The organism is Klebsiella sp. K5-45, from assembly GCF_030128605.1.
In the GTDB taxonomy this organism is placed as follows: Bacteria; Pseudomonadota; Gammaproteobacteria; order Enterobacterales; family Enterobacteriaceae; genus Klebsiella; species Klebsiella quasipneumoniae.
In genome coordinates this window covers 463,581-481,501 of sequence record NZ_JAKUZW010000002.1, presented here as the reverse complement: position 1 = coordinate 481,501, position 17,921 = coordinate 463,581, and the positions used below count along the sequence as shown (strand labels likewise).

The window sequence follows — 17,921 nt, the reverse complement described above, 5'->3', positions numbered from 1 at the left end:
TGGTGCGTTTAATTGGACTCGAACCAACGACCCCCACCATGTCAAGGTGGTGCTCTAACCAACTGAGCTATAAACGCATAATGGTGCGTTCGATTGGACTCGAACCAACGACCCCCACCATGTCAAGGTGGTGCTCTAACCAACTGAGCTACGAACGCAATGTTGTGGTGACAACGGGGACGCATATTAGCGGCAGGCAGGGGATGTGGCAAGAGGTAAACGTCACTTTTCTTGTACATTGTATGCGATTGCGGATCTTTTACCCACTCCGGCGATATTTTACTGAACCACAAGGATATTTCTTCGCCAGCAGGCGCCTCGCCTCTCTTTTCTTTGCCGGTCTCACCCTGCGCGTAAGGGGTGCCGTTGTGTTAAATTATCGCCCACCAGAAGAGAGGAGTAATAAGGAAGATGAAATCGATTGGTATTTTCTGCGGTTCTTCAGCTGGCGAACATCCGCTGTATCTCGAAACCGCCCGACGGGTTGGCCACATGCTGGCGCAGCAGGGACTGGCTGTTGTCTATGGCGGCGGCAAAGTTGGCTTGATGGGGGCGGTTGCCGATGCGGCGCTGGAGGCCGGGGGCACGGTCATCGGCGTAATGCCGCGCGGCCTGGTGGAGCGGGAAATTGCCCACCGCGGGTTGACGGAGCTGCATGTGGTGGAGGATATGCACGAACGGAAAACCAAAATGGCGGCGCTGGCCGACGGCTTTATTGCTCTGCCGGGCGGAGCGGGGACGCTTGAAGAGATTTTCGAACAGTGGACCTGGGCGCAGTTGGGCATCCATGAAAAACCGTGCGCATTCCTGAATATCAAGGGGTATTACGATCCGCTGCAGGCGATGGTCAATAACATGGTACGGGAAGGATTTATGCACCCGCGCTACGCGGAGATGCTGCCGTTTGCTGCTTCGCCAGAGGAGATTATCGCCGGTTTCCGCGACTATACGCCGCCGGCCCGTAAATGGGTTCAGCAGCCCGCTATTTAAACATCAAGCGAAGGGTAAACAGCGCGCAGACGATGAGCAGAACCAACAGCAATTCGAAGCGATAGCGTTGCAGCATGATGTCCTCCTGAAAAAAAACCGGCGCTATTCAGCGCCGGTTTATCACCTTAACGCCCTGACCGTTATGCCGCCGGTTGTACCGCCGGTTTGGCTGCGTGGTGCGCCGCTTTATGGTGCTTCTTCGCCGCCTGGGCTTTCTGCGCTACGGCCGGTTTCGCCGCGGCTTTATGGTGCTTTTTAGCTGCCTGGGCTTTCTGCGCTGCTTCCGGTTTCGCCGCGGCTTTGTGGTGCTTCTTCGCTGCCTGGGCTTTCTGTTCGGCTGCCGGTTTCGCCGCCGCTTTGTGATGTTTCTTGTGGTGAACGGTGGTGTGGCTGGCTGCGGTAGCCGGGGTGGTGGTCGCGGCGTCGGCTGCGAAAGCAACAGATGACAGACCCATAGCAGCGGCAACAACCAGAGCTAATACTTTTTTCATGCTGAAATCCTCGAATTGGTTTCCTGAGTAACCCCACTGCGGGGCTGTTGGCCACACTATATGCATCTCCGGGGCGCTCATCAGTGAGTCTTTGGTGTCGGGGAGTAACGGAATGTACAACGTCGGAACATAACTGAAGAAAGAAAAAGCCCGCCAGGGTGGCGGGCTTTGGCAGGATTAGCGCGCGGCGCGCTGTAAGATGATGCTGGAGGGCTGGCGCTGCAGAAAACGCATCCGCAGCATCATCATAATAGCGGCGGAGGTCAGGCCGATGATAAATCCGCACCAGAAGCCGGCGGGCCCCATGCGGGGGACAATCACGTCGGTCAGCGCCAGCAGGTAGCCGCTGGGTAAACCCAGCACCCAGTACGCGGTAAAGGTGATAAAAAAGATAGACCGCGTATCTTTATAGCCGCGCAGGATACCGCTGCCGATCACCTGAATAGAGTCCGAGATCTGGTAGACCGCCGCCAGCAGCATCAGATGCGAGGCCAGCATCACCACCTCCGGGTTATCGTTGTACAGCAGGGCAATTTGCTTACGCATCAGCACGGTAAAGATAGCGGTAAACACCGCCAGGCAGACGCCCACGCCCACACCCGTACGGGCGGAAACCTGGGCATCGATCGTTGAGCCCTGGCCGAGGCGGAAGCCGACGCGAATGGTGACCGCGGCCGCCAGCGACAGCGGCAGAACGAACATCAGCGAGCTGAAGTTCAGCGCAATCTGGTGGCCGGCGACGTCAATGATCCCGAGCGGGGAGACCAGCAGCGCGACGACGGCAAACAGGGTCACTTCGAAGAATAGCGCCAGGGCGATGGGTAGCCCCAGCTGCACCAGCCGCAGCAGGACGGCGAAATCGGGGCCGCTGAAGCCCTCGGCGCAGCGGATATCGCGCATCGAACGCGACCGGCGCACCCACCACAGCATGCTGGCAAACATCACCCAGTAAACGGAGGCGGTCGCCACGCCGCAGCCGACGCCGCCCAGCTCTGGCATGCCGAAATGGCCATAGATAAAGATATAGTTCACCGGAATGTTGACCAGTAAACCGATAAAGCCCATGACCATTCCGGGCTTGGTTTTTGCCAGCCCTTCACACTGGTTACGGGCGACCTGGAAGAACAGATAGCCCGGCGCCCCCCACAGCAGCGCGCGCAGATAGCCAACCGCTTTCTCCGCCAGCAGCGGATCGATGTTATGCATGGAGCTGATGATATACCCGGCATTCCACAGCACGACCATGATCAGCACCGAGACCAGCCCCGCCAGCCAGAAGCCCTGACGTACCTGCGGCGCGATACGCTCCCGACGCCCGGAGCCATTAAGCTGCGCCACCACCGGGGTCAGCGCCAGCAGCAGCCCATGGCCGAAGAGAATGGCCGGCAGCCAGATGGAGGTTCCGATGGCCACCGCGGCCATATCGGTGGCGCTGTAGCCGCCCGCCATCACGGTATCGACAAAACCCATCGCCGTCTGCGCTACCTGCGCAAGAATGACGGGTATAGCCAGAGCTAATAACTGACGCGCTTCAATGAAATACTTCTGCACGTGAACACCTTTGTATTGTTGTTATTTTGAGACTAAAAAAGCCGCCGTAACTGGCAGCAAGGGGATAAAAATGAGGAAATTCCAGTCTATTGTAGCGAGGATTAGCCATTAAGCCAGTGAAAAAAGAGTCGAGGCACGAAGCGCGCTGGCAACCGCTCAGCCCTCCTGTTATTGTTCCCGATAGCGAAAACGGTAATGATACCGTCATGATTTTCAACAGGAGCCAAACATGTTTACTGGTATTGTTCAGGGAACCGCGAAAGTGGTCTCCATTGATGATAAACCCAATTTTCGCACCCACGTGGTGGAGCTGCCGGCGCATATGCTGGAGGGGCTCGAAACCGGGGCATCGGTAGCCAACAACGGTTGCTGTCTGACGGTGACCGACATCAACGGCGCGCGCATCAGCTTTGATCTCATGAAAGAGACGCTGCGGATTACCAATCTCGGCGATATTCAGGTCGGGGATGAAGTTAACGTCGAGCGGGCGGCGAAATTCAGTGATGAAATCGGCGGGCATTTGATGTCCGGCCATATTATGACCACCGCGGAAATCGTGAAGATCCTCACCTCCGAAAATAACCGTCAGATCTGGTTTAAAGTACAGGACCCGACGCTGATGAAATATATCCTTTATAAAGGATTCATCGGTATCGATGGCATCAGCCTGACGGTAGGTGAGGTGACGGCAACCCGATTCTGCGTGCATCTTATTCCGGAGACGCTGCAGCGGACCACGCTGGGGGCGAAAAAGCTGGGCGACCGCGTCAATATCGAGATCGACCCGCAAACCCAGGCGGTTGTCGATACGGTCGAACGCGTGCTGGCGGCGAAAGAGATGGCGGCAAAGGTCAGTGAAGCCTGAAAAAAAATCCCCCGTCGGTGAGCGGGGGACTGTGTTTTAACGGGCGACGCGCAGTCCGTGTTCAACCCCGCGCGAGAACACCACCTGCCAGAGCTGAATGTCGCGGGCGCGGAAGGCGCCGGCGCAGGCGTTCAGGTAATAACTGAACATGCGTTTGAAACGCTCTGAATAGTTATCGGCAATTTCCGGCCAGCTGGCGAGGAAACGCTCATACCAGGCCATCAGGGTGGTGTCGTAATCGGCGCCGAAGTTGTGCCAGTCTTCCATCACAAAGTGCTTCTCGCTGGCATCGGCGATCTGCCGTACCGACGGCAGGCAGCCGTTGGGGAAGATATATTTATTGATCCACGGGTCAACGTTATGGTCGGTGACTTTGGAACCGATGGTGTGCAGTAAGAAGCGGCCGTTGGGTTTTAAATTACGATCGGCGACCTCAAAGTAGGTGGCGTAATTTTTGGGACCCACATGCTCGAACATGCCGACGGAGACAATGCGGTCGAAGCTGTCGTGCAGATCGCGATAATCCTGAAGACGAATCTCTACGTCAAGGCCATCGCAGCGCGCCTGGGCCATCTTTTGCTGTTCGGCGGAGATGGTCACTCCGACAACGCTCACCTGGTAATTTCGCGCCATATATTCGGCAAGACCGCCCCAGCCGCAGCCGATATCCAACACTCGCATGCCTGGCTCGAGCTCCAGCTTACGGCAGATGAGATCCAGCTTATCCTGCTGCGCGGCTTCGAGGGTCTGCGCCTCTTTCCAGTAACCGCAGGAATATTGCATGTAGGGATCCAACATCCGGCTGAAAAGATCGTTGCCGAGGTCATAGTGCTCTTTGCCGACAATCCAGGCGCGTTTTTTACTTTGCAGGTTAAACAGGCGAGCGCCTGCGATGCGGAGTGTGTCTTTGAAATGATGAGGGAGTTGTTTTTCCAGCCCGGCGCGGAGCACTTTATGGAAGAATATATCCAGACGCTCGCAGTCCCACCAGCCGTCCATATAGCTTTCGCCTAAACCCAGCGACCCCTCCTGCAATACGCGTTTAAAAAAAAGAGGGTTTTTAATCCGCAGGTCTGACGGCGCGGAGCCGTTGATTTCAACTCCCGCACGGCCCAACAATTCAGCTGCAATCCGGTACCAGTCATCATTTGGTACACTTACTTCTTCTATACACGATGAACTCATAGCTTCTCCATCACGCCCAAGTGATCAGAACCTTAAAACAGCGTAGACGCTTTTTTGGCTTTGTGAGAAATCTCACGGATAATCCGTGAAGTCGCTATCCGACGTAGAACAGAGGAAGGGAGATAACCCTTGCCGAAAGGCCTTCCATGGTGAAACGGAGGCATCCTGCATCCGTTAATCTGTTAAATATTTTTTATTTATGTGAACCCGGATCCAGTATAGGACGCTAAGTACTGGCTTTCAATAAAAATATCTTAGCGTGCTAATCACTGGTCCGGGCTCTGGCGACGGGCGTCAGGCGTGGGAAGAGTGGACCGCCAGCTCTGGCGTCTGCTGCAGTCGATAACCCACTCCGGCTAACAAAATAGAGACCAGCATCACGCTGGTGGTGGTCAGCAGCGGCGTGGCGATCAGCGCGGAGACTAACAGGCTGGTCAGGAAGCACAGGCCAAGCTGGAGCGTGTTCTGCAGCGCCGCCGCGCGGCCGGTTGCCTGCGGGAAAGGCTTCAGCGCCTGAGCGACCACGATAGGGTAGATCCCGCCGTTGACTACCGCCATCAGGCAGAACGGGATCATTAACGCCACCAGCGAGGCATGCGTTTGCAGACCCACCAGCCAGGTGGCGGCGACGCTGACGGCGAAGATCACCAGCAGCCAAGGTAGCATCTGCTGTCCGGACCATTTTTGCAGCAGCGCACGACAGCCATAACCGCCCACCAGAAAAGCGATGGTCTGCGGGATATAGCTCAACCCGATAGCGGTTGGGCCGTAGCCCATCTCATGAAGGATAAACGGCGAACCGGTAAGCCAGGCGAAGAAGCTGGCGGAACAGGCGGCGTAGATCAGGACGTTGCCGCTGTATTCCCGGGAGCGCAGCAGCGCGAGAAAAGTGATTTTCTTTTCAGTCACAGTGGCCGACTTAGCGGCGGCTTTCAGGCGCAGGGCAGGCAGCATCAGCAGCAGGGTGATGGCAAACAAGGTGGCGAAGATGGCCTGCCACTCGAAATGCACCAGCAGCCAGCTGCCCAGCAGCGGGGCCAGCGCAGGGGACAGCCCTACCAGCGGCATAATGGTGGCGAAGATGCGGTTGGTGCGCTGGGCGGGATAGTAATCGGTCACCATCGCCTGCCAGGTGACCGCCGCGGCGCAGACGCCAATCGCCTGCAGAAAGCGCAGCGCCAGCATCAGAGTGGCGTTCTGCACCCACAGCATCCCCAGGCAGCCGACCGCGAAAATCGCCAGGCCGCTCAGCAGCACCGGTTTGCGCCCGTAGCGGTCCGACAGCGGCCCCCAGAACAGCTGGCCCAGCGCGAAGCCGGCAAGGAACAGGCTCAGGCTGGCGCTAATGGATGCGGCGGAGGTGTCGAGATCCTGCTGCATGGCGGCAAATGCCGGCAGGTACATATCGGTGGCCAGAAAGCCCAGCACGCTCAGGCCGGCCAGCCAGACTAAAAATCCTTTCCCAGGTTGTGACATAACGTTCTCTTTTTTGGAGTACAGGTACGATGCCGCAGAGTGTAGGGAGTGCATGGTGGCTTGTGAAACGCTAATATTTGTCACATGCATTCAAAAATTTTGCAGGCAGAAAATGTGGTCTGAATACTCTCTGGAAGTGGTTGATGCCGTCGCCCGTAACGGCAGCTTCAGCGCGGCGGCGCAGGAGCTGCACCGGGTGCCTTCCGCCGTCAGCTATACCGTGCGTCAGCTCGAAGAGTGGCTGGCCGTCCCCTTGTTTGAGCGCCGTCATCGTGACGTGGAGCTGACCCCTGCCGGGGTCTGGTTTTTACAGGAAGGGCGCTCTGTTATCAAAAAAATGCAGATCACCCGCCAGCAGTGCCAGCAAATCGCTAATGGCTGGCGCGGGCAGTTGTCAATCGCGGTGGACGATATCGTGAAACCCGCGCGGATGCGCCAGATGATCGTGGATTTCTATCGCCATTTTCCCGACGTCGAACTGATCGTTTTCCAGGAAGTGTTCAACGGCGTATGGGATGCGCTGGCCGACGGCCGCGTGGAGCTGGCGATTGGCGCAACGCGCTCTATTCCGGTCGGGGGGCGCTACGCGTTCCGCGATATGGGGATGCTGAGCTGGGACTGCGTGGTGGCGAGCGATCATCCGCTGGCGAAGATGGCGGGTCCGCTGAGCGATGATGTTCTGCGCAACTGGCCGTCGCTGGTGCGGGAGGATACCTCGCGTTCATTGCCCAAAAGGACAACGTGGCTGCTGGATAACCAGAAGAGGGTGGTGGTCCCCGACTGGGAATCGTCGGCCACCTGTCTGTCGGCAGGGCTCTGCGTCGGCATGGTGCCAAGCCATTTCGCCCGGCCATGGGTGGATCGCGGCGAGTGGACCGCGCTGGCGCTGGAAAATCCGTTTCCGGATGCGGCCTGCTGTCTGACCTGGCAGCAGAATGATGCTTCACCGGCGTTAAACTGGATGCTGGACTACCTGGGGGACAGCGACACGTTGAATCGGGAGTGGCTGCGGGCGCCGGAGTGATCCGCGCCCGCCAATGCTTTAGCGACGATAGTCGACAAACGGGCCATCCGCCACCGAGCGGCGTTCGACCAGCCGAGGGTGCACTTCGATAGACTGCGACTCTTCGCGCTTGTTGACGATACGATCCAACAACATATTGAACGCGGCTTCGCCCAGCGAATCTTTCGGCTGATGAATGGTGGTTAATGCCGGGCTGAAATAGCGGGCGTTGCGCACATTATCATAACCGATCAGCGAAATGTCCTGCGGCACGCGCAGCCCCATTTCATCCGCGGCGCAGATGGCGCCCATCGCCATAATGTCGCCGCCGCAGAAGACCGCCGTTGGACGGTGCTGCTGGCTGAGGATCTGCTGCATGGCGCGGTAGCCGGACTCCGGCTCGAAGTCGCCCTGAACAATCCAGTTTTCCGGCACGCTGATATGCGCCTCTTTCATCGCCTGCATGAAGCCGGCCAGTCGCCCCGCGCCGGTGTTGCGCTCCAGCGGGCCCGGGATCACGCCGATTTCGCGGTGACCGCGTTCAATCAGGTAACGTCCGGCGATATACCCGCCCTGGAAGGCGTTATCGATCACCGCATCGGTAAAGTCGGCTTTGGCTTCGCCCCAGTCCATCACCACCATCGGAATATGGCGGTACTCTTCCAGCATGCTCAGGACGGAATCCGGATATTCCGAACACATCACCAGCAGACCGTCGACGCGTTTTTGCGCCATCATCGACAGATAGGCACGCTGTTTTTCCGGGTCGTTCCAGGCGTTGCCGAGGATCAGAGTATAGCCCTTCTGGAAACAGCTCTTTTCCACGGACTCAATAATTTCAGCGAAATAGGCGGCTTCGCTACTGGTCGCCAGCAGGCCAATCGATTTTGTATGATTGACTTTCAGGCTGCGGGCCACCGCGCTCGGCGAGTAGTGCAGCTCTTTAATCGCCGCCCATACCGCATTACGCGTCTCTTCGGCAACGAAACGGGTTTTGTTAATTACATGTGACACAGTTGTAGTGGAAACGTTTGCGCGCTTCGCTACATCTTTAATAGTTGCCATTACATCTCACTCCATGCCTTGACCTGATCGCCTGATCATCGATACGTAAACGTTTGCCTACACACACCCTGAATACAATTTTCAACATTGCATCACGTCGGGAAAACGACACAGAACGACAGGAAGGGGTCAATGGCCGATACGCTTTTAAATTAGCGTGGGATTTTGTCCGATCTTGGGGCAAAGTGGAAGAGCAAAAATGTGCATCGCCCTAAATCCCGGAAGATTTTTGCGATTTTTTGTGCAAAAATGAGCAAGCTCACTTTTGGTGTGGGGATAACAAGAGGGAAAAATGATGGATACCAATTTAAAGTTTTCGCTGATCACCACGATTATTGCTCTCGGCGTGATCGTCGCATTCAGCCTGACCGCCATTCTGCACTAATGCTCCAATGAGGGAGGAGCGCGGCTTCCTCCCCGTATCCCGCCATTATTATCAATTCTGCAAAAATCTTTTGTCATTTCGTTCACTTTTGTTTTTTTGTGATTGATGTCATGCTTTTGGCTTCTGATGTTATGCCGTCCCTCCCGACGGTCTGATGGAGTCATTGAATGAAAATCAACTTTCCTTTACTCGCGCTGGCGATCGGCGCCTTTGGCATCGGTACCACCGAGTTCTCCCCAATGGGATTGCTGCCGGTGATTGCCAAAGGCGTGGACGTTTCAATACCGGTGGCGGGAATGCTGATCAGTGCATATGCCATCGGCGTCATGGTCGGCGCGCCGCTGATGACTCTGCTGCTGTCGCATCGCGCCCGACGCAATGCGCTGATTTTTCTGATGGGGATCTTCACCGTCGGCAACCTGCTGTCATCCATTGCGCCGGATTACACTACGCTGCTGCTGTCGCGCATTATTACCAGCCTCAACCACGGCGCCTTTTTTGGCCTGGGGTCGGTGGTGGCGGCCAGCGTGGTGCCCAGGCACAAGCAGGCCAGCGCGGTGGCCACCATGTTTATGGGCCTCACCATCGCTAATATCGGCGGCGTGCCTGCCGCGACCTGGCTTGGGGAAACCATCGGCTGGCGGATGTCCTTCCTCGCCACCGCGGGGTTAGGCCTGCTGGCAATGGTGAGCCTGTGGTTCTCCCTGCCGAAGGGCAGCGCGGGCGAGCGGCCGGATGTCAAACAAGAGCTTTCGGTCCTGTTACGGCCGCTGGTGCTCTCAGCCTTGCTGACCACCGTGCTGGGCGCCGGGGCGATGTTTACGCTGTATACCTACATTTCGCCGGTCCTAAATACGCTGACCCATGCTTCATCGCTGTTTATTACCGCGATGCTGGTGCTGATTGGGGTTGGTTTTTCGCTGGGCAACTATCTGGGTGGCAAATTCGCCGACCGGTCGGTCTCCGGCACGCTGAAAGGCTTTCTGCTGCTGCTGATGGCGATCATGCTGGCGATCCCGCTGCTGGCGCAATCCCAGGCGGGTGCGGCCATCAGTATGATCGTCTGGGGCGCAGCCACCTTTGCGGTGGTGCCGCCGCTACAGATGCGAGTGATGCGCGTGGCGCATGAGGCGCCGGGGCTCTCATCTTCGGTGAATATCGGGGCGTTCAACCTTGGCAACGCGCTGGGCGCCGCCGCCGGCGGGGCGGTGATCTCCGGCGGACTGGGATACGCTTTTGTGCCGGTGATGGGCGCGATCATTGCCGGTCTGGCGCTGCTGCTGGTCTGGTTTAGCGGACGAGCGCAGCCGGAAGAGGCCTTTGCCAGTCAGTCATAAACGGGTGGGAAAGCGCTAAAAAAAACCGCAGCCGGGGGGACCCAGCTGCGGTTTGTCGTTTATGCGGCCAGGTTAGCGGCAACAAACTTCCAGTTAACCAGCGCCCAGAAGTGATCCAGATAGCTTGGACGGGCGTTGCGGTAGTCGATGTAGTAAGCATGTTCCCAGACGTCAACGGTCAGCAGCGGCTTGGCGTCGGTGGTCAGCGGGGTACCGGCGTTGCTGGTGGAGACAATAGCCAGGCTGCCGTCGGCATTTTTGACCAGCCAGGTCCAGCCAGCGCCAAAGTTTTTCGCCGCGGCGTCGGTAAATTTGGCCTTAAACTCAGCGAAGCTGCCGAAGGATTTGGCAATAGCGGCAGCCAGCTCGCCTTCCGGTTCGCCGCCGGCGTTCGGTGCCAGGCAGTTCCAGTAGAAGGTGTGGTTCCAGACCTGCGCCGCGTTATTGAAAACACCGCCTTCAGAGGTGCGCACGATCTCTTCGAGCGACTTCCCTTCGAATGCGGTGCCTTTGATCAGGTTGTTAAGGTTAGTGACATACGCCTGGTGGTGTTTACCGTAGTGGTATTCCAGGGTTTCTGCGGAAATGTGCGGCGCGAGGGCGTCTTTTGCATATGGTAATGCAGGTAATTCAAACGACATTGCTACTCTCCTTATAACTTTTTTGTTTTATCTCACATTGACAAGATGAGGTTTTCACCTGAATCGAGTGCTGACCGGCCGACGCTGTCGCGTCCCGGCCTGTTATTGTATTGAGAATGTTAACATTTGCCGCAGGCAGTGAAAAGCCTTACAACGATAAAGGCTATTATCACAGGCGCAACTGCCGAAGGCTTAACCGTTTTCTGCGGAGCAGAGCGTAAGACGCCCGAAGATGTTGCAAAAATGTATAAGTTAAAGGGGGCAGGGTCACCAGTCTCTCGCCGCGATGGTTCATTTCTCAGCACGTCATTCGAAGATCCCTGCAGCGCAAGCGCCTGAGTGGAAATAAGCATTCTAAATCAATTAATTAATGATGCTATGCTTTCAGGTAATCGCCGCTATGCCAATAATTCATTGTCTATTTTCATATTTGTATGACAAATATAGCCGCCGGCAGCAATTTCCACAGGATGGCTACGATGGCAAAAACAGATGAAGTGGTAAGCCCGAAAATGATCCCGGTAGTGCAGGGGATCGTTGACTGGATCGAAGCACATATTTTTGACACCCTGCCGGTGAGCGCGATAGCGAAAAAGTCCGGCTACTCGCACTGGTATTTCCAACGGCAATTCGCCATGGTGACCGGCTGTACGCTGGCGAGCTACGTCAGCCGACGGAAGATGACCATCGCGACAATCTACTTAACGCAGACCGAGGCCTCGATGCAGAGTATTTCTCAACGTTTGGGGTACGACGGGCAGGCGGCATTCTGCCGCACCTTTCACCGTCACTTTGGCATGTCGCCCACCCGCTATCGTCGGGAAGGGCCGGTCACAGAGGCGAATATGCAGTTTCCCCTGACGGTAGGGGCGGAGAACGGGCAGGTGAAGAGGGCTGCCGCCGTAGCGGCAGACCGGGATCAGCGAATGGTTTTCGGGGTCATGACGCGCCGGGCACCGACGTAATGGCGAACCCAGTAATCTTCGCTCAGGGAGGTGATTTGTATATCGCGACCTGTGCGCGGTGACTGAATGAATTTCCCGTTGCCGACGTAAACGCCTACGTGGTCGGCAGTGCCGCGTCCGCGGGTGCGGAAGAAGACGAGGTCGCCGCTCTGCAGTTCGTCACGATCGACCGGACGCGCATCGCGCAGGTGATACATTTCGTTGGCGGTACGCGGGATATGAATCTTGACCAGGTCTTTGTAGGCGTAATAGACCAGCCCGCTGCAGTCGAACCCGGTGCGCGGGGAGGTGCCGCCCCAGCGATATGGTTTACCCAGCTGGCCCATCAGTTTGTTCATGGCGGTACTCTGCGCTTTTTGCACCCGGACTTTATGCGCATCGGCGATCGTCAGATTCGCTTCGCTGGCCTCGGGTTTACAGCGCTTTTTATAGCCCTTACGCACCACGCATTTGCTTTTGACGCTGTTCAACGCCAGGGTAGGCTCGGCGCTGGCGGCCACCGTTTTCGCGCACTGCTTTTTATACCCTTTACGCAGCACGCATTTTTTCGTGGCGCCGACGGCCTGACGATGAAGCGCGGTTTGGCTTGCTGCGGTAGTGCGGGTAGGGAGCCGGGTGCTCGAGGACTTTTTACTGGTGGTTTTAGCGGTGGTTTTACTTTTTTGACTGGTTGCTTTTTTCTTGCGCTCTGAGCCGCTTTTCGCGGGCAACGCCTTTGGCGAGGCGGAGGCGTGCGTATGCCCTGAAGCCTGAGCCAGTGGTGTGAATGAGATAGATGTGAACAGTAATGCACAGAGCGATATCGCGATTTTGTTTAGCCGCGCCACTGAGCAATCCCCTGATTAATTACAGACATGTACAAATGCCTGACGATGAATGACAAACCGGAACGATTCTAAAGCATAAAAACCCGGAAAGTTAATATTCTTTTGTATCAAAAATGTCGATTGGTTAACGATTGCAAGAAAACGCGTCAGACATTGACCGCCTCGCACAGAAAATGCGCAACGCGCGCCTGCCCGCGGCGTCAAAATGATATTTTTAAGGCAACTTCGCGCAACAGAAGATAAAATATGAATAGTGAAAAAAATGTTATTATCGGTCCTGCCCTCGGGACGCTACAATGACAAGTTACTGCCGTAGAAAGAAGTTTAAGGAAGCACGACAATGAGCTCGACTTTAGAAAAGATCCAACTCCAAATCGCTGAAAACCCGATCCTGCTGTACATGAAAGGTTCGCCGAAGCTGCCAAGCTGCGGTTTCTCCGCTCAGGCCGTTCAGGCGCTGTCCGCCTGTGGCGAACGTTTCGCTTACGTTGATATTCTGCAGAACCCGGATATCCGCGCTGAGCTGCCAAAATATGCCAACTGGCCGACCTTCCCGCAGCTGTGGGTGGACGGTGAACTGGTGGGCGGCTGCGATATCGTCATCGAAATGTACCAGCGCGGTGAACTGCAGCAGCTGATCAAAGAGACCGCGGCGAAATATCATACTGACGAGCCGAAAGCGGAATAATTCCCGCTGTCAGTAAAAAAGCGACTTCCTGGAAGTCGCTTTTTTTATCACTCCGGCGTCGCTACCGGCAGCGGCCAGCCGCCCAGACGCTTCCAGCGGTTCACTATCTCGCAAAACAGCTGCGCCGTCTGCTCGGTATCGTAGAGGGCGGAATGGGCCTGCGCGCCGTCGAACGGCATACCTGCGGCAATACAGGCTTTCGACAGCACCGTCTGGCCCAGCGCCAGCCCGCTCAGCGCGGCGGTGTCAAAGGTGACAAACGGATGGAACGGGTTGCGTTTTAGCCCCGCCCGTTCGGCGGCGGTCATGGTGAAGCTGTGGTCAAATGTGGCGTTGTGCGCCACCATGATAGCCCGACTGCAGTCGCTCTCTTTCATCCCTTTGCGTACCATTTTGAAGATGGCATGCAGGGCATCGTATTCGCTAACGGCGCCGCGCTCTGGATCGTGCGGGTTAATCCCGTTAAAGGCCAGCGCTTCGGGCTGGAGATTGGCGCCCTCGAAAGGTTCAACATGGAAATGCAGCGTTTCATCGGGCATCAGCCAGCCTTGCTCATCCATCTTCAACGTAATGGCGGCGATCTCCAGCAGGGCGTCGGTTTTGGCATTAAATCCTGCGGTTTCAACATCAATCACCACTGGATAAAAACCGCGGAAACGGTCGCACAGACCATTCAGTTGAGCGTTCTCGGACATCAGATTCTCTTAGCTGGTAAAAAGTAGCGCGCATTATGGCAAATTTTGCCACGGCTTGCAGCAGGCAGGGGTGAAAACAACGGGCGCCGCAGCGCCCGGGCGAGCGATGAAAATAAAGACGCTATGGTCGGGAGGGGTTAGTTGCCCAGCCCTTTGCCGGCGTCTTTCTCTTCAATCAGCTCAATTTTGTAACCGTCAGGATCTTCCACGAAGGCGATAACGGTGGTGCCGCCTTTTACCGGCCCGGCTTCACGGGTGACGTTGCCCCCGTTCTGGCGGATCCGCTCGCAGGCTTCGGCGGCGTTGTCGACGCTCAGCGCGATGTGACCGTAGGCGGTGCCCAGCTCATAGCTGTCCACGCCCCAGTTGTAGGTCAGTTCGATCACCGCGGTATCGCTCTCTTCGCCGTAGCCGACGAAGGCGAGGGAGTATTTGTACTCCGGGTTTTCGCTGGTGCGCAGCAGCTTCATGCCTAACACGTTGGTATAGAAGTCGATAGAACGTTGCAGGTCGCCAACGCGCAGCATGGTATGGAGTAAGCGCATAATGTCCCCTATGCAGTTTATTTGCTAGATCAGAGCGTTGAGTATAGCGGCGATACGTCGCCGCTATCAATGGAGGGATTACAGCGTAGGATAATCGGTGTAGCCTTCCGCGCCGCCGCCGTAGAAGGATTCCGGGCGCTGTGGGTTAAGCGCCGCTTTTTTCTGCAGGCGGGCCACCAGATCCGGGTTGGCGATGTAATCGCGGCCAAAGGCCACGGCATCAATCAGCCCTTTGTTGATCAGGTCGTTGGCTTTTTCAACGGTGTAGGCGCCAGCGCCAATGATCACGCCAGGGAAGCGGTCGAGAACTTTCTGACGGAAAGCTTCACTATACGGCTTGCCGCCCGCCCAGTCCGGCTCGGACATGTGCAGATAGGCGATACCGCGTTTCGCCAGCTCGCTAATCAGATACAGCGCGTCTTCTTCTTCATTCGGGCCATTATCCACATTCTGGAAGCTGCCAATCGGCGACACGCGGATGCCAATCCGGTCAGCGCTCCACTCTTTGCTCACGGCGTCGACCACTTCCAGCACCAGACGGGCGCGGTTTTCCACGCTGCCGCCATACTGGTCGGTACGCTGGTTCGCCGACGGCGAGAGGAACTGGTGCAGCAGATAGCCGTGGGCCGAGTGCAGTTCAACCAGATCGAAACCGGCGTCACGGGCATTGCCCACCGCCTGACGGAAATCATCGACGATCCCCGGGATCTCTTCGGTTTCCAGAGCGCGAGGCATCGAGGTGTCGACGCGGATGGCGTGGCCGTTTTCGTCGCGCAGCGAGGTGCGGGTGCCGGCGCTCAGCGCAGACGGCGCTACCGGTGCGGCGCCGCCGGGCTGCAGGCTGCTATGGGAAATTCGTCCGGTGTGCCACAGCTGCACGGCGATATGGCCGTTTTCCGCGTGAACGCCGGCGGTGATTTTCTGCCAGGCGGCAATCTGCTCCGGGCTGTGCAGCCCTGGCGCGCCGGCATAGCCTTTGGCCTGGGCGGAAATCTGCGTCGCTTCGGTGATGATCAGCCCGGCGCTGGCGCGCTGACGGTAGTATTCGCCCATCAGCGGGGTAGGGATATCGCCCGGCTCGATGCTGCGCAGACGCGTCAGTGGAGCCATAAATACGCGATTAGGGACGGTGACGGCACCGACTTTCAACGGGGTGAATAATTTTGATTCCGACATAATGACTCCTGAGTAGACCGGTCGTCTAGGAACTGATGAAATAAAAACGCCTGTTATACAGCAGGCGCCGCAATAATCTGTTTCGCGTGGGCAAGGGCGCTCTCCAGCGGCGTTGCGCTACGCGTTATTTTGGCCTGCAGGTTGGCGCCGAGCCACAGGGAATAGAGTACCTGCGACAGCGTCCTGGCCTCGCCGTCAAAGGTCAGACTGCCTTCCTGACGCCCTTTCTCCAGCGCGTCGCCCAGCAGGGCGATGATCTGGCTGGCGCCGTGGTCCATGGCGGTGCGCATGTCTTCCGACAGATCGCAAACCTCTGCCGACAGCTTGACGGTGAGACACCCGCTAATAATCCCCTGCTGGTAAAACTGATTCAGCGTGTGCTGATAGTAGGCCAGCAGCCGATCGCGATAGTTGCCCTCGCCATGGGCGAAGTGATCGACCAGGCGCTGCAGATATCCGGCGTAATGGTTTTCAAGCAAGGCGACGCCGAAGGCTTCTTTAGAGCGAAAGTAATGATAGAAAGAGCCCTTGGGCACTTCCGCCGTCTTCAGGAGTTCGCTCAAGCCCATGCCGGTAAAGCCGCGATGCATGCATAGCTGCTCGCCGGTGGCCAGGATATGTTCTCGGGTATCGCAATCGCTGTGTCTGTTCATGGCGCACACTGTAGTAGACCGATTGGTCTAATGCAAGACTTAGCGCAAAAATGTTAGCTGGCGCAGCACGGAGTGAACAAAATTTGCGTCGGCGCAGGGAAACGTCTTCAATGAAAGGAGATGAGGGGACAGGAGGCGTGTGGTGGCAGAGCAGTTAGAGTTTTTCCCGGTGCAGAGCCCGTGCCGGGGAATTTGTCAGACCGATGAGCGCGGCTACTGTCGCGGCTGTTTCCGTAGCCGTGAGGAGCGTTTTAACTGGCAAACGATGAGCGATGCGCAGAAACAGGAGGTATTGCGTCTGTGCCGTCAACGCCTGCTGCGCAAAATACGCGCGAACAGACCAGAGGCGGCGGAAGAACCGCAGCAACCCTCACTGTTTTAAGCCAAAAATTACGTATACTCAGAGCACTTTTTTATTGAGGAAGCGGTTATGGTTCAGCGTATTGCTATGGCTCCCCAGGGGCCGGAATTTTCGCGTTTTGTGATGGGCTACTGGCGTCTGATGGACTGGAAAATGTCGCCAGACGAGCTGGTCGGCTTTATCGAACAGCATCTCGATTTAGGCATTACCACCGTCGATCACGCCGATATCTATGGCGATTACCAGTGTGAATCCGCCTTTGGTGAAGCCCTGAAGCTGGCGCCGCATCTGCGTAGCCGGATGGAGATTGTCAGCAAATGCGGCATTGCCACCCGGGCGCGCGCTGAAAACACCATCGGTCACTACATTACCGACCGGGACCACATCGTGCTCAGCGCCGAGCAATCGCTGCGCAACCTGGCAACGGACCATCTCGATCTGCTGCTGATCCACCGGCCGGATCCGCTGATGGACGCCGACGAGGTGGCTGAAGCCTTCCTCGCGCTGCACCACAGCGGCAAGGTACGTCATTTCGGCGTCTCGAACTTTACCCCTGCCCAGTTCACCCTTCTGCAGTCGCGCCTGCCGTTTACGCTTGCTACCAACCAGGTGGAGATCTCGCCGGTGCATCAGCCGTTGCTGCTTGACGGTACCCTCGACCAGCTGCAGCAGCTGCGTATTCGTCCGATGGCCTGGTCCTGCCTCGGCGGCGGCCGCCTGTTTAATGAAGAGGGCTTTCAGCCGCTGCGCGACGAGCTGGCCCAGGTGGCCCACGAGCTCAACGCCGACAGCATCGAGCAGGTGGTTTACGCCTGGGTGATGCGCCTGCCGTCGCAGCCGCTGCCGATTATCGGCTCGGGTAAAATTGAGCGCGTGCGCTCGGCGATTGTGGCCGAAAAACTGAGTATGACCCGCCAGCAGTGGTTCCGTATCCGCAAAGCCGCGCTCGGTTACGACGTGCCGTAACGGCCATTTCGCCTCCGGAAAGCAGTTCCTGGTTTACACTTAACAGAGAGACAGCC

At 57.1% G+C, this 17,921-nt stretch carries 20 protein-coding genes and 2 tRNA genes; 9 read left to right on the top strand and 13 right to left on the bottom strand.

Annotation, left to right across the window (positions count from 1 at the left end; translation table 11 throughout):
• Nucleotides 1–77 (bottom strand) — tRNA-Val (locus MKS11_RS06350).
• 4 nt (nt 78–81) lie between these two features.
• A tRNA-Val gene (locus MKS11_RS06345) sits at nt 82–158 on the bottom strand.
• 253 nt (nt 159–411) lie between these two features.
• On the opposite strand from MKS11_RS06345, the gene MKS11_RS06340 reads away from it, so the two are divergent.
• Complete coding sequence (locus tag MKS11_RS06340; RefSeq protein WP_004202897.1) at nt 412–990, top strand: TIGR00730 family Rossman fold protein; 579 nt, start codon at nt 412–414, stop codon at nt 988–990.
• A 140-nt stretch (nt 991–1,130) separates the two neighbouring features.
• Here the strand turns inward: MKS11_RS06340 and asr are convergent, their stop codons facing one another.
• Both asr and mdtK read right to left on the bottom strand, forming a co-directional pair.
• A complete protein-coding gene (gene asr / locus MKS11_RS06335; protein ID WP_048294977.1) occupies nt 1,131–1,481 on the bottom strand; it encodes an acid resistance repetitive basic protein Asr in 351 nt (116 codons plus the stop codon).
• 177 nt (nt 1,482–1,658) lie between these two features.
• The gene (gene mdtK, locus MKS11_RS06330) at nt 1,659–3,032 is read right to left on the bottom strand and encodes an MdtK family multidrug efflux MATE transporter (RefSeq protein WP_004202895.1); all 1,374 of its coding nucleotides are present in this window, start codon (nt 3,030–3,032) and stop codon (nt 1,659–1,661) included.
• 229 nt (nt 3,033–3,261) lie between these two features.
• On the opposite strand from mdtK, the gene MKS11_RS06325 reads away from it, so the two are divergent.
• Nucleotides 3,262–3,897, top strand: a complete 636-nt coding sequence (locus MKS11_RS06325; protein WP_004202894.1) for a riboflavin synthase — start codon at nt 3,262–3,264, stop codon at nt 3,895–3,897.
• Between the two features lie 36 nt (nt 3,898–3,933).
• Here the strand turns inward: MKS11_RS06325 and cfa are convergent, their stop codons facing one another.
• Complete coding sequence (gene cfa, locus MKS11_RS06320) at nt 3,934–5,082, bottom strand: cyclopropane fatty acyl phospholipid synthase (RefSeq protein WP_049093860.1); 1,149 nt, start codon at nt 5,080–5,082, stop codon at nt 3,934–3,936.
• Nucleotides 5,083–5,376: 294 nt separating this feature from the next.
• Nucleotides 5,377–6,558, bottom strand: a complete 1,182-nt coding sequence (punC, locus tag MKS11_RS06315; RefSeq protein ID WP_048294975.1) for a purine nucleoside transporter PunC — start codon at nt 6,556–6,558, stop codon at nt 5,377–5,379.
• A 112-nt stretch (nt 6,559–6,670) separates the two neighbouring features.
• Here punC and punR point away from each other — a divergent pair, with 112 nt between their 5' ends.
• On the top strand, nt 6,671–7,582 hold the full coding sequence (gene punR / locus MKS11_RS06310) for a DNA-binding transcriptional activator PunR (RefSeq protein WP_004202889.1): 912 nt from the start codon (nt 6,671–6,673) through the stop codon (nt 7,580–7,582).
• Nucleotides 7,583–7,600: 18 nt separating this feature from the next.
• Here the strand turns inward: punR and purR are convergent, their stop codons facing one another.
• On the bottom strand, nt 7,601–8,626 hold the full coding sequence (gene purR, locus MKS11_RS06305) for an HTH-type transcriptional repressor PurR (RefSeq protein ID WP_004202888.1): 1,026 nt from the start codon (nt 8,624–8,626) through the stop codon (nt 7,601–7,603).
• 292 nt (nt 8,627–8,918) lie between these two features.
• On the opposite strand from purR, the gene MKS11_RS06300 reads away from it, so the two are divergent.
• Both MKS11_RS06300 and MKS11_RS06295 read left to right on the top strand, forming a co-directional pair.
• Nucleotides 8,919–9,011, top strand: a complete 93-nt coding sequence (locus MKS11_RS06300) for a YnhF family membrane protein (RefSeq protein WP_002907776.1) — start codon at nt 8,919–8,921, stop codon at nt 9,009–9,011.
• 167 nt (nt 9,012–9,178) lie between these two features.
• On the top strand, nt 9,179–10,348 hold the full coding sequence (locus tag MKS11_RS06295) for an MFS transporter (RefSeq protein WP_087771049.1): 1,170 nt from the start codon (nt 9,179–9,181) through the stop codon (nt 10,346–10,348).
• Between the two features lie 59 nt (nt 10,349–10,407).
• Here MKS11_RS06295 and sodB read toward each other — a convergent pair whose 3' ends face one another.
• A complete protein-coding gene (gene sodB / locus MKS11_RS06290; RefSeq protein ID WP_004202885.1) occupies nt 10,408–10,989 on the bottom strand; it encodes a superoxide dismutase [Fe] in 582 nt (193 codons plus the stop codon).
• A 479-nt stretch (nt 10,990–11,468) separates the two neighbouring features.
• On the opposite strand from sodB, the gene MKS11_RS06285 reads away from it, so the two are divergent.
• Nucleotides 11,469–11,954 (top strand): AraC family transcriptional regulator, encoded by a 486-nt coding sequence (locus MKS11_RS06285; protein WP_004202883.1) that lies wholly within the window; start codon nt 11,469–11,471, stop codon nt 11,952–11,954.
• On the opposite strand, the gene MKS11_RS06280 is transcribed toward MKS11_RS06285, so the two are convergent.
• The gene (locus MKS11_RS06280) at nt 11,909–12,781 is read right to left on the bottom strand and encodes a C40 family peptidase (RefSeq protein WP_004189707.1); all 873 of its coding nucleotides are present in this window, start codon (nt 12,779–12,781) and stop codon (nt 11,909–11,911) included. The genes MKS11_RS06285 and MKS11_RS06280 overlap by 46 nt on opposite strands.
• 340 nt (nt 12,782–13,121) lie before the next feature.
• On the opposite strand from MKS11_RS06280, the gene MKS11_RS06275 reads away from it, so the two are divergent.
• Complete coding sequence (locus tag MKS11_RS06275; RefSeq protein ID WP_117081706.1) at nt 13,122–13,469, top strand: Grx4 family monothiol glutaredoxin; 348 nt, start codon at nt 13,122–13,124, stop codon at nt 13,467–13,469.
• Nucleotides 13,470–13,516: 47 nt separating this feature from the next.
• On the opposite strand, the gene rnt is transcribed toward MKS11_RS06275, so the two are convergent.
• From rnt to MKS11_RS06255, 4 genes are all read right to left on the bottom strand, one after another.
• Nucleotides 13,517–14,164, bottom strand: a complete 648-nt coding sequence (gene rnt, locus MKS11_RS06270) for a ribonuclease T (RefSeq protein ID WP_004202881.1) — start codon at nt 14,162–14,164, stop codon at nt 13,517–13,519.
• 137 nt (nt 14,165–14,301) lie between these two features.
• On the bottom strand, nt 14,302–14,709 hold the full coding sequence (gene gloA / locus MKS11_RS06265) for a lactoylglutathione lyase (RefSeq protein ID WP_004202879.1): 408 nt from the start codon (nt 14,707–14,709) through the stop codon (nt 14,302–14,304).
• Nucleotides 14,710–14,787: 78 nt separating this feature from the next.
• The gene (locus MKS11_RS06260; RefSeq protein WP_087771048.1) at nt 14,788–15,885 is read right to left on the bottom strand and encodes an alkene reductase; all 1,098 of its coding nucleotides are present in this window, start codon (nt 15,883–15,885) and stop codon (nt 14,788–14,790) included.
• Between the two features lie 53 nt (nt 15,886–15,938).
• Nucleotides 15,939–16,538, bottom strand: a complete 600-nt coding sequence (locus tag MKS11_RS06255; protein ID WP_004202876.1) for a TetR/AcrR family transcriptional regulator — start codon at nt 16,536–16,538, stop codon at nt 15,939–15,941.
• Nucleotides 16,539–16,677: 139 nt separating this feature from the next.
• Between MKS11_RS06255 and MKS11_RS06250 the strand changes: the two genes are divergently transcribed.
• Together MKS11_RS06250 and MKS11_RS06245 are read left to right on the top strand one after the other, a co-directional pair.
• Nucleotides 16,678–16,920 (top strand): DUF1289 domain-containing protein, encoded by a 243-nt coding sequence (locus tag MKS11_RS06250; protein ID WP_017901094.1) that lies wholly within the window; start codon nt 16,678–16,680, stop codon nt 16,918–16,920.
• Nucleotides 16,921–16,968: 48 nt separating this feature from the next.
• Complete coding sequence (locus MKS11_RS06245) at nt 16,969–17,865, top strand: aldo/keto reductase family oxidoreductase (protein ID WP_004202873.1); 897 nt, start codon at nt 16,969–16,971, stop codon at nt 17,863–17,865.
• The last annotated feature ends 56 nt before the right edge of the window (nt 17,866–17,921 follow it).

Bases quoted from the DNA above. Each gene is read 5' to 3' on its own strand.
- MKS11_RS06295 (WP_087771049.1), top strand. From the start codon at position 9,179: ATGAAAATCAACTTTCCTTTACTCGCGCTGGCGATCGGCGCCTTTGGC.
- punC (WP_048294975.1), bottom strand. From the start codon at position 6,558: ATGTCACAACCTGGGAAAGGATTTTTAGTCTGGCTGGCCGGCCTGAGC.
- MKS11_RS06300 (WP_002907776.1), top strand. From the start codon at position 8,919: ATGATGGATACCAATTTAAAGTTTTCGCTGATCACCACGATTATTGCT.
- purR (WP_004202888.1), bottom strand. From the start codon at position 8,626: ATGGCAACTATTAAAGATGTAGCGAAGCGCGCAAACGTTTCCACTACA.
- MKS11_RS06275 (WP_117081706.1), top strand. From the start codon at position 13,122: ATGAGCTCGACTTTAGAAAAGATCCAACTCCAAATCGCTGAAAACCCG.
- MKS11_RS06325 (WP_004202894.1), top strand. From the start codon at position 3,262: ATGTTTACTGGTATTGTTCAGGGAACCGCGAAAGTGGTCTCCATTGAT.
- sodB (WP_004202885.1), bottom strand. From the start codon at position 10,989: ATGTCGTTTGAATTACCTGCATTACCATATGCAAAAGACGCCCTCGCG.
- MKS11_RS06260 (WP_087771048.1), bottom strand. From the start codon at position 15,885: ATGTCGGAATCAAAATTATTCACCCCGTTGAAAGTCGGTGCCGTCACC.
- MKS11_RS06255 (WP_004202876.1), bottom strand. From the start codon at position 16,538: ATGAACAGACACAGCGATTGCGATACCCGAGAACATATCCTGGCCACC.
- gloA (WP_004202879.1), bottom strand. From the start codon at position 14,709: ATGCGCTTACTCCATACCATGCTGCGCGTTGGCGACCTGCAACGTTCT.
- MKS11_RS06245 (WP_004202873.1), top strand. From the start codon at position 16,969: ATGGTTCAGCGTATTGCTATGGCTCCCCAGGGGCCGGAATTTTCGCGT.
- MKS11_RS06340 (WP_004202897.1), top strand. From the start codon at position 412: ATGAAATCGATTGGTATTTTCTGCGGTTCTTCAGCTGGCGAACATCCG.
- rnt (WP_004202881.1), bottom strand. From the start codon at position 14,164: ATGTCCGAGAACGCTCAACTGAATGGTCTGTGCGACCGTTTCCGCGGT.
- cfa (WP_049093860.1), bottom strand. From the start codon at position 5,082: ATGAGTTCATCGTGTATAGAAGAAGTAAGTGTACCAAATGATGACTGG.
- punR (WP_004202889.1), top strand. From the start codon at position 6,671: ATGTGGTCTGAATACTCTCTGGAAGTGGTTGATGCCGTCGCCCGTAAC.
- asr (WP_048294977.1), bottom strand. From the start codon at position 1,481: ATGAAAAAAGTATTAGCTCTGGTTGTTGCCGCTGCTATGGGTCTGTCA.
- MKS11_RS06285 (WP_004202883.1), top strand. From the start codon at position 11,469: ATGGCAAAAACAGATGAAGTGGTAAGCCCGAAAATGATCCCGGTAGTG.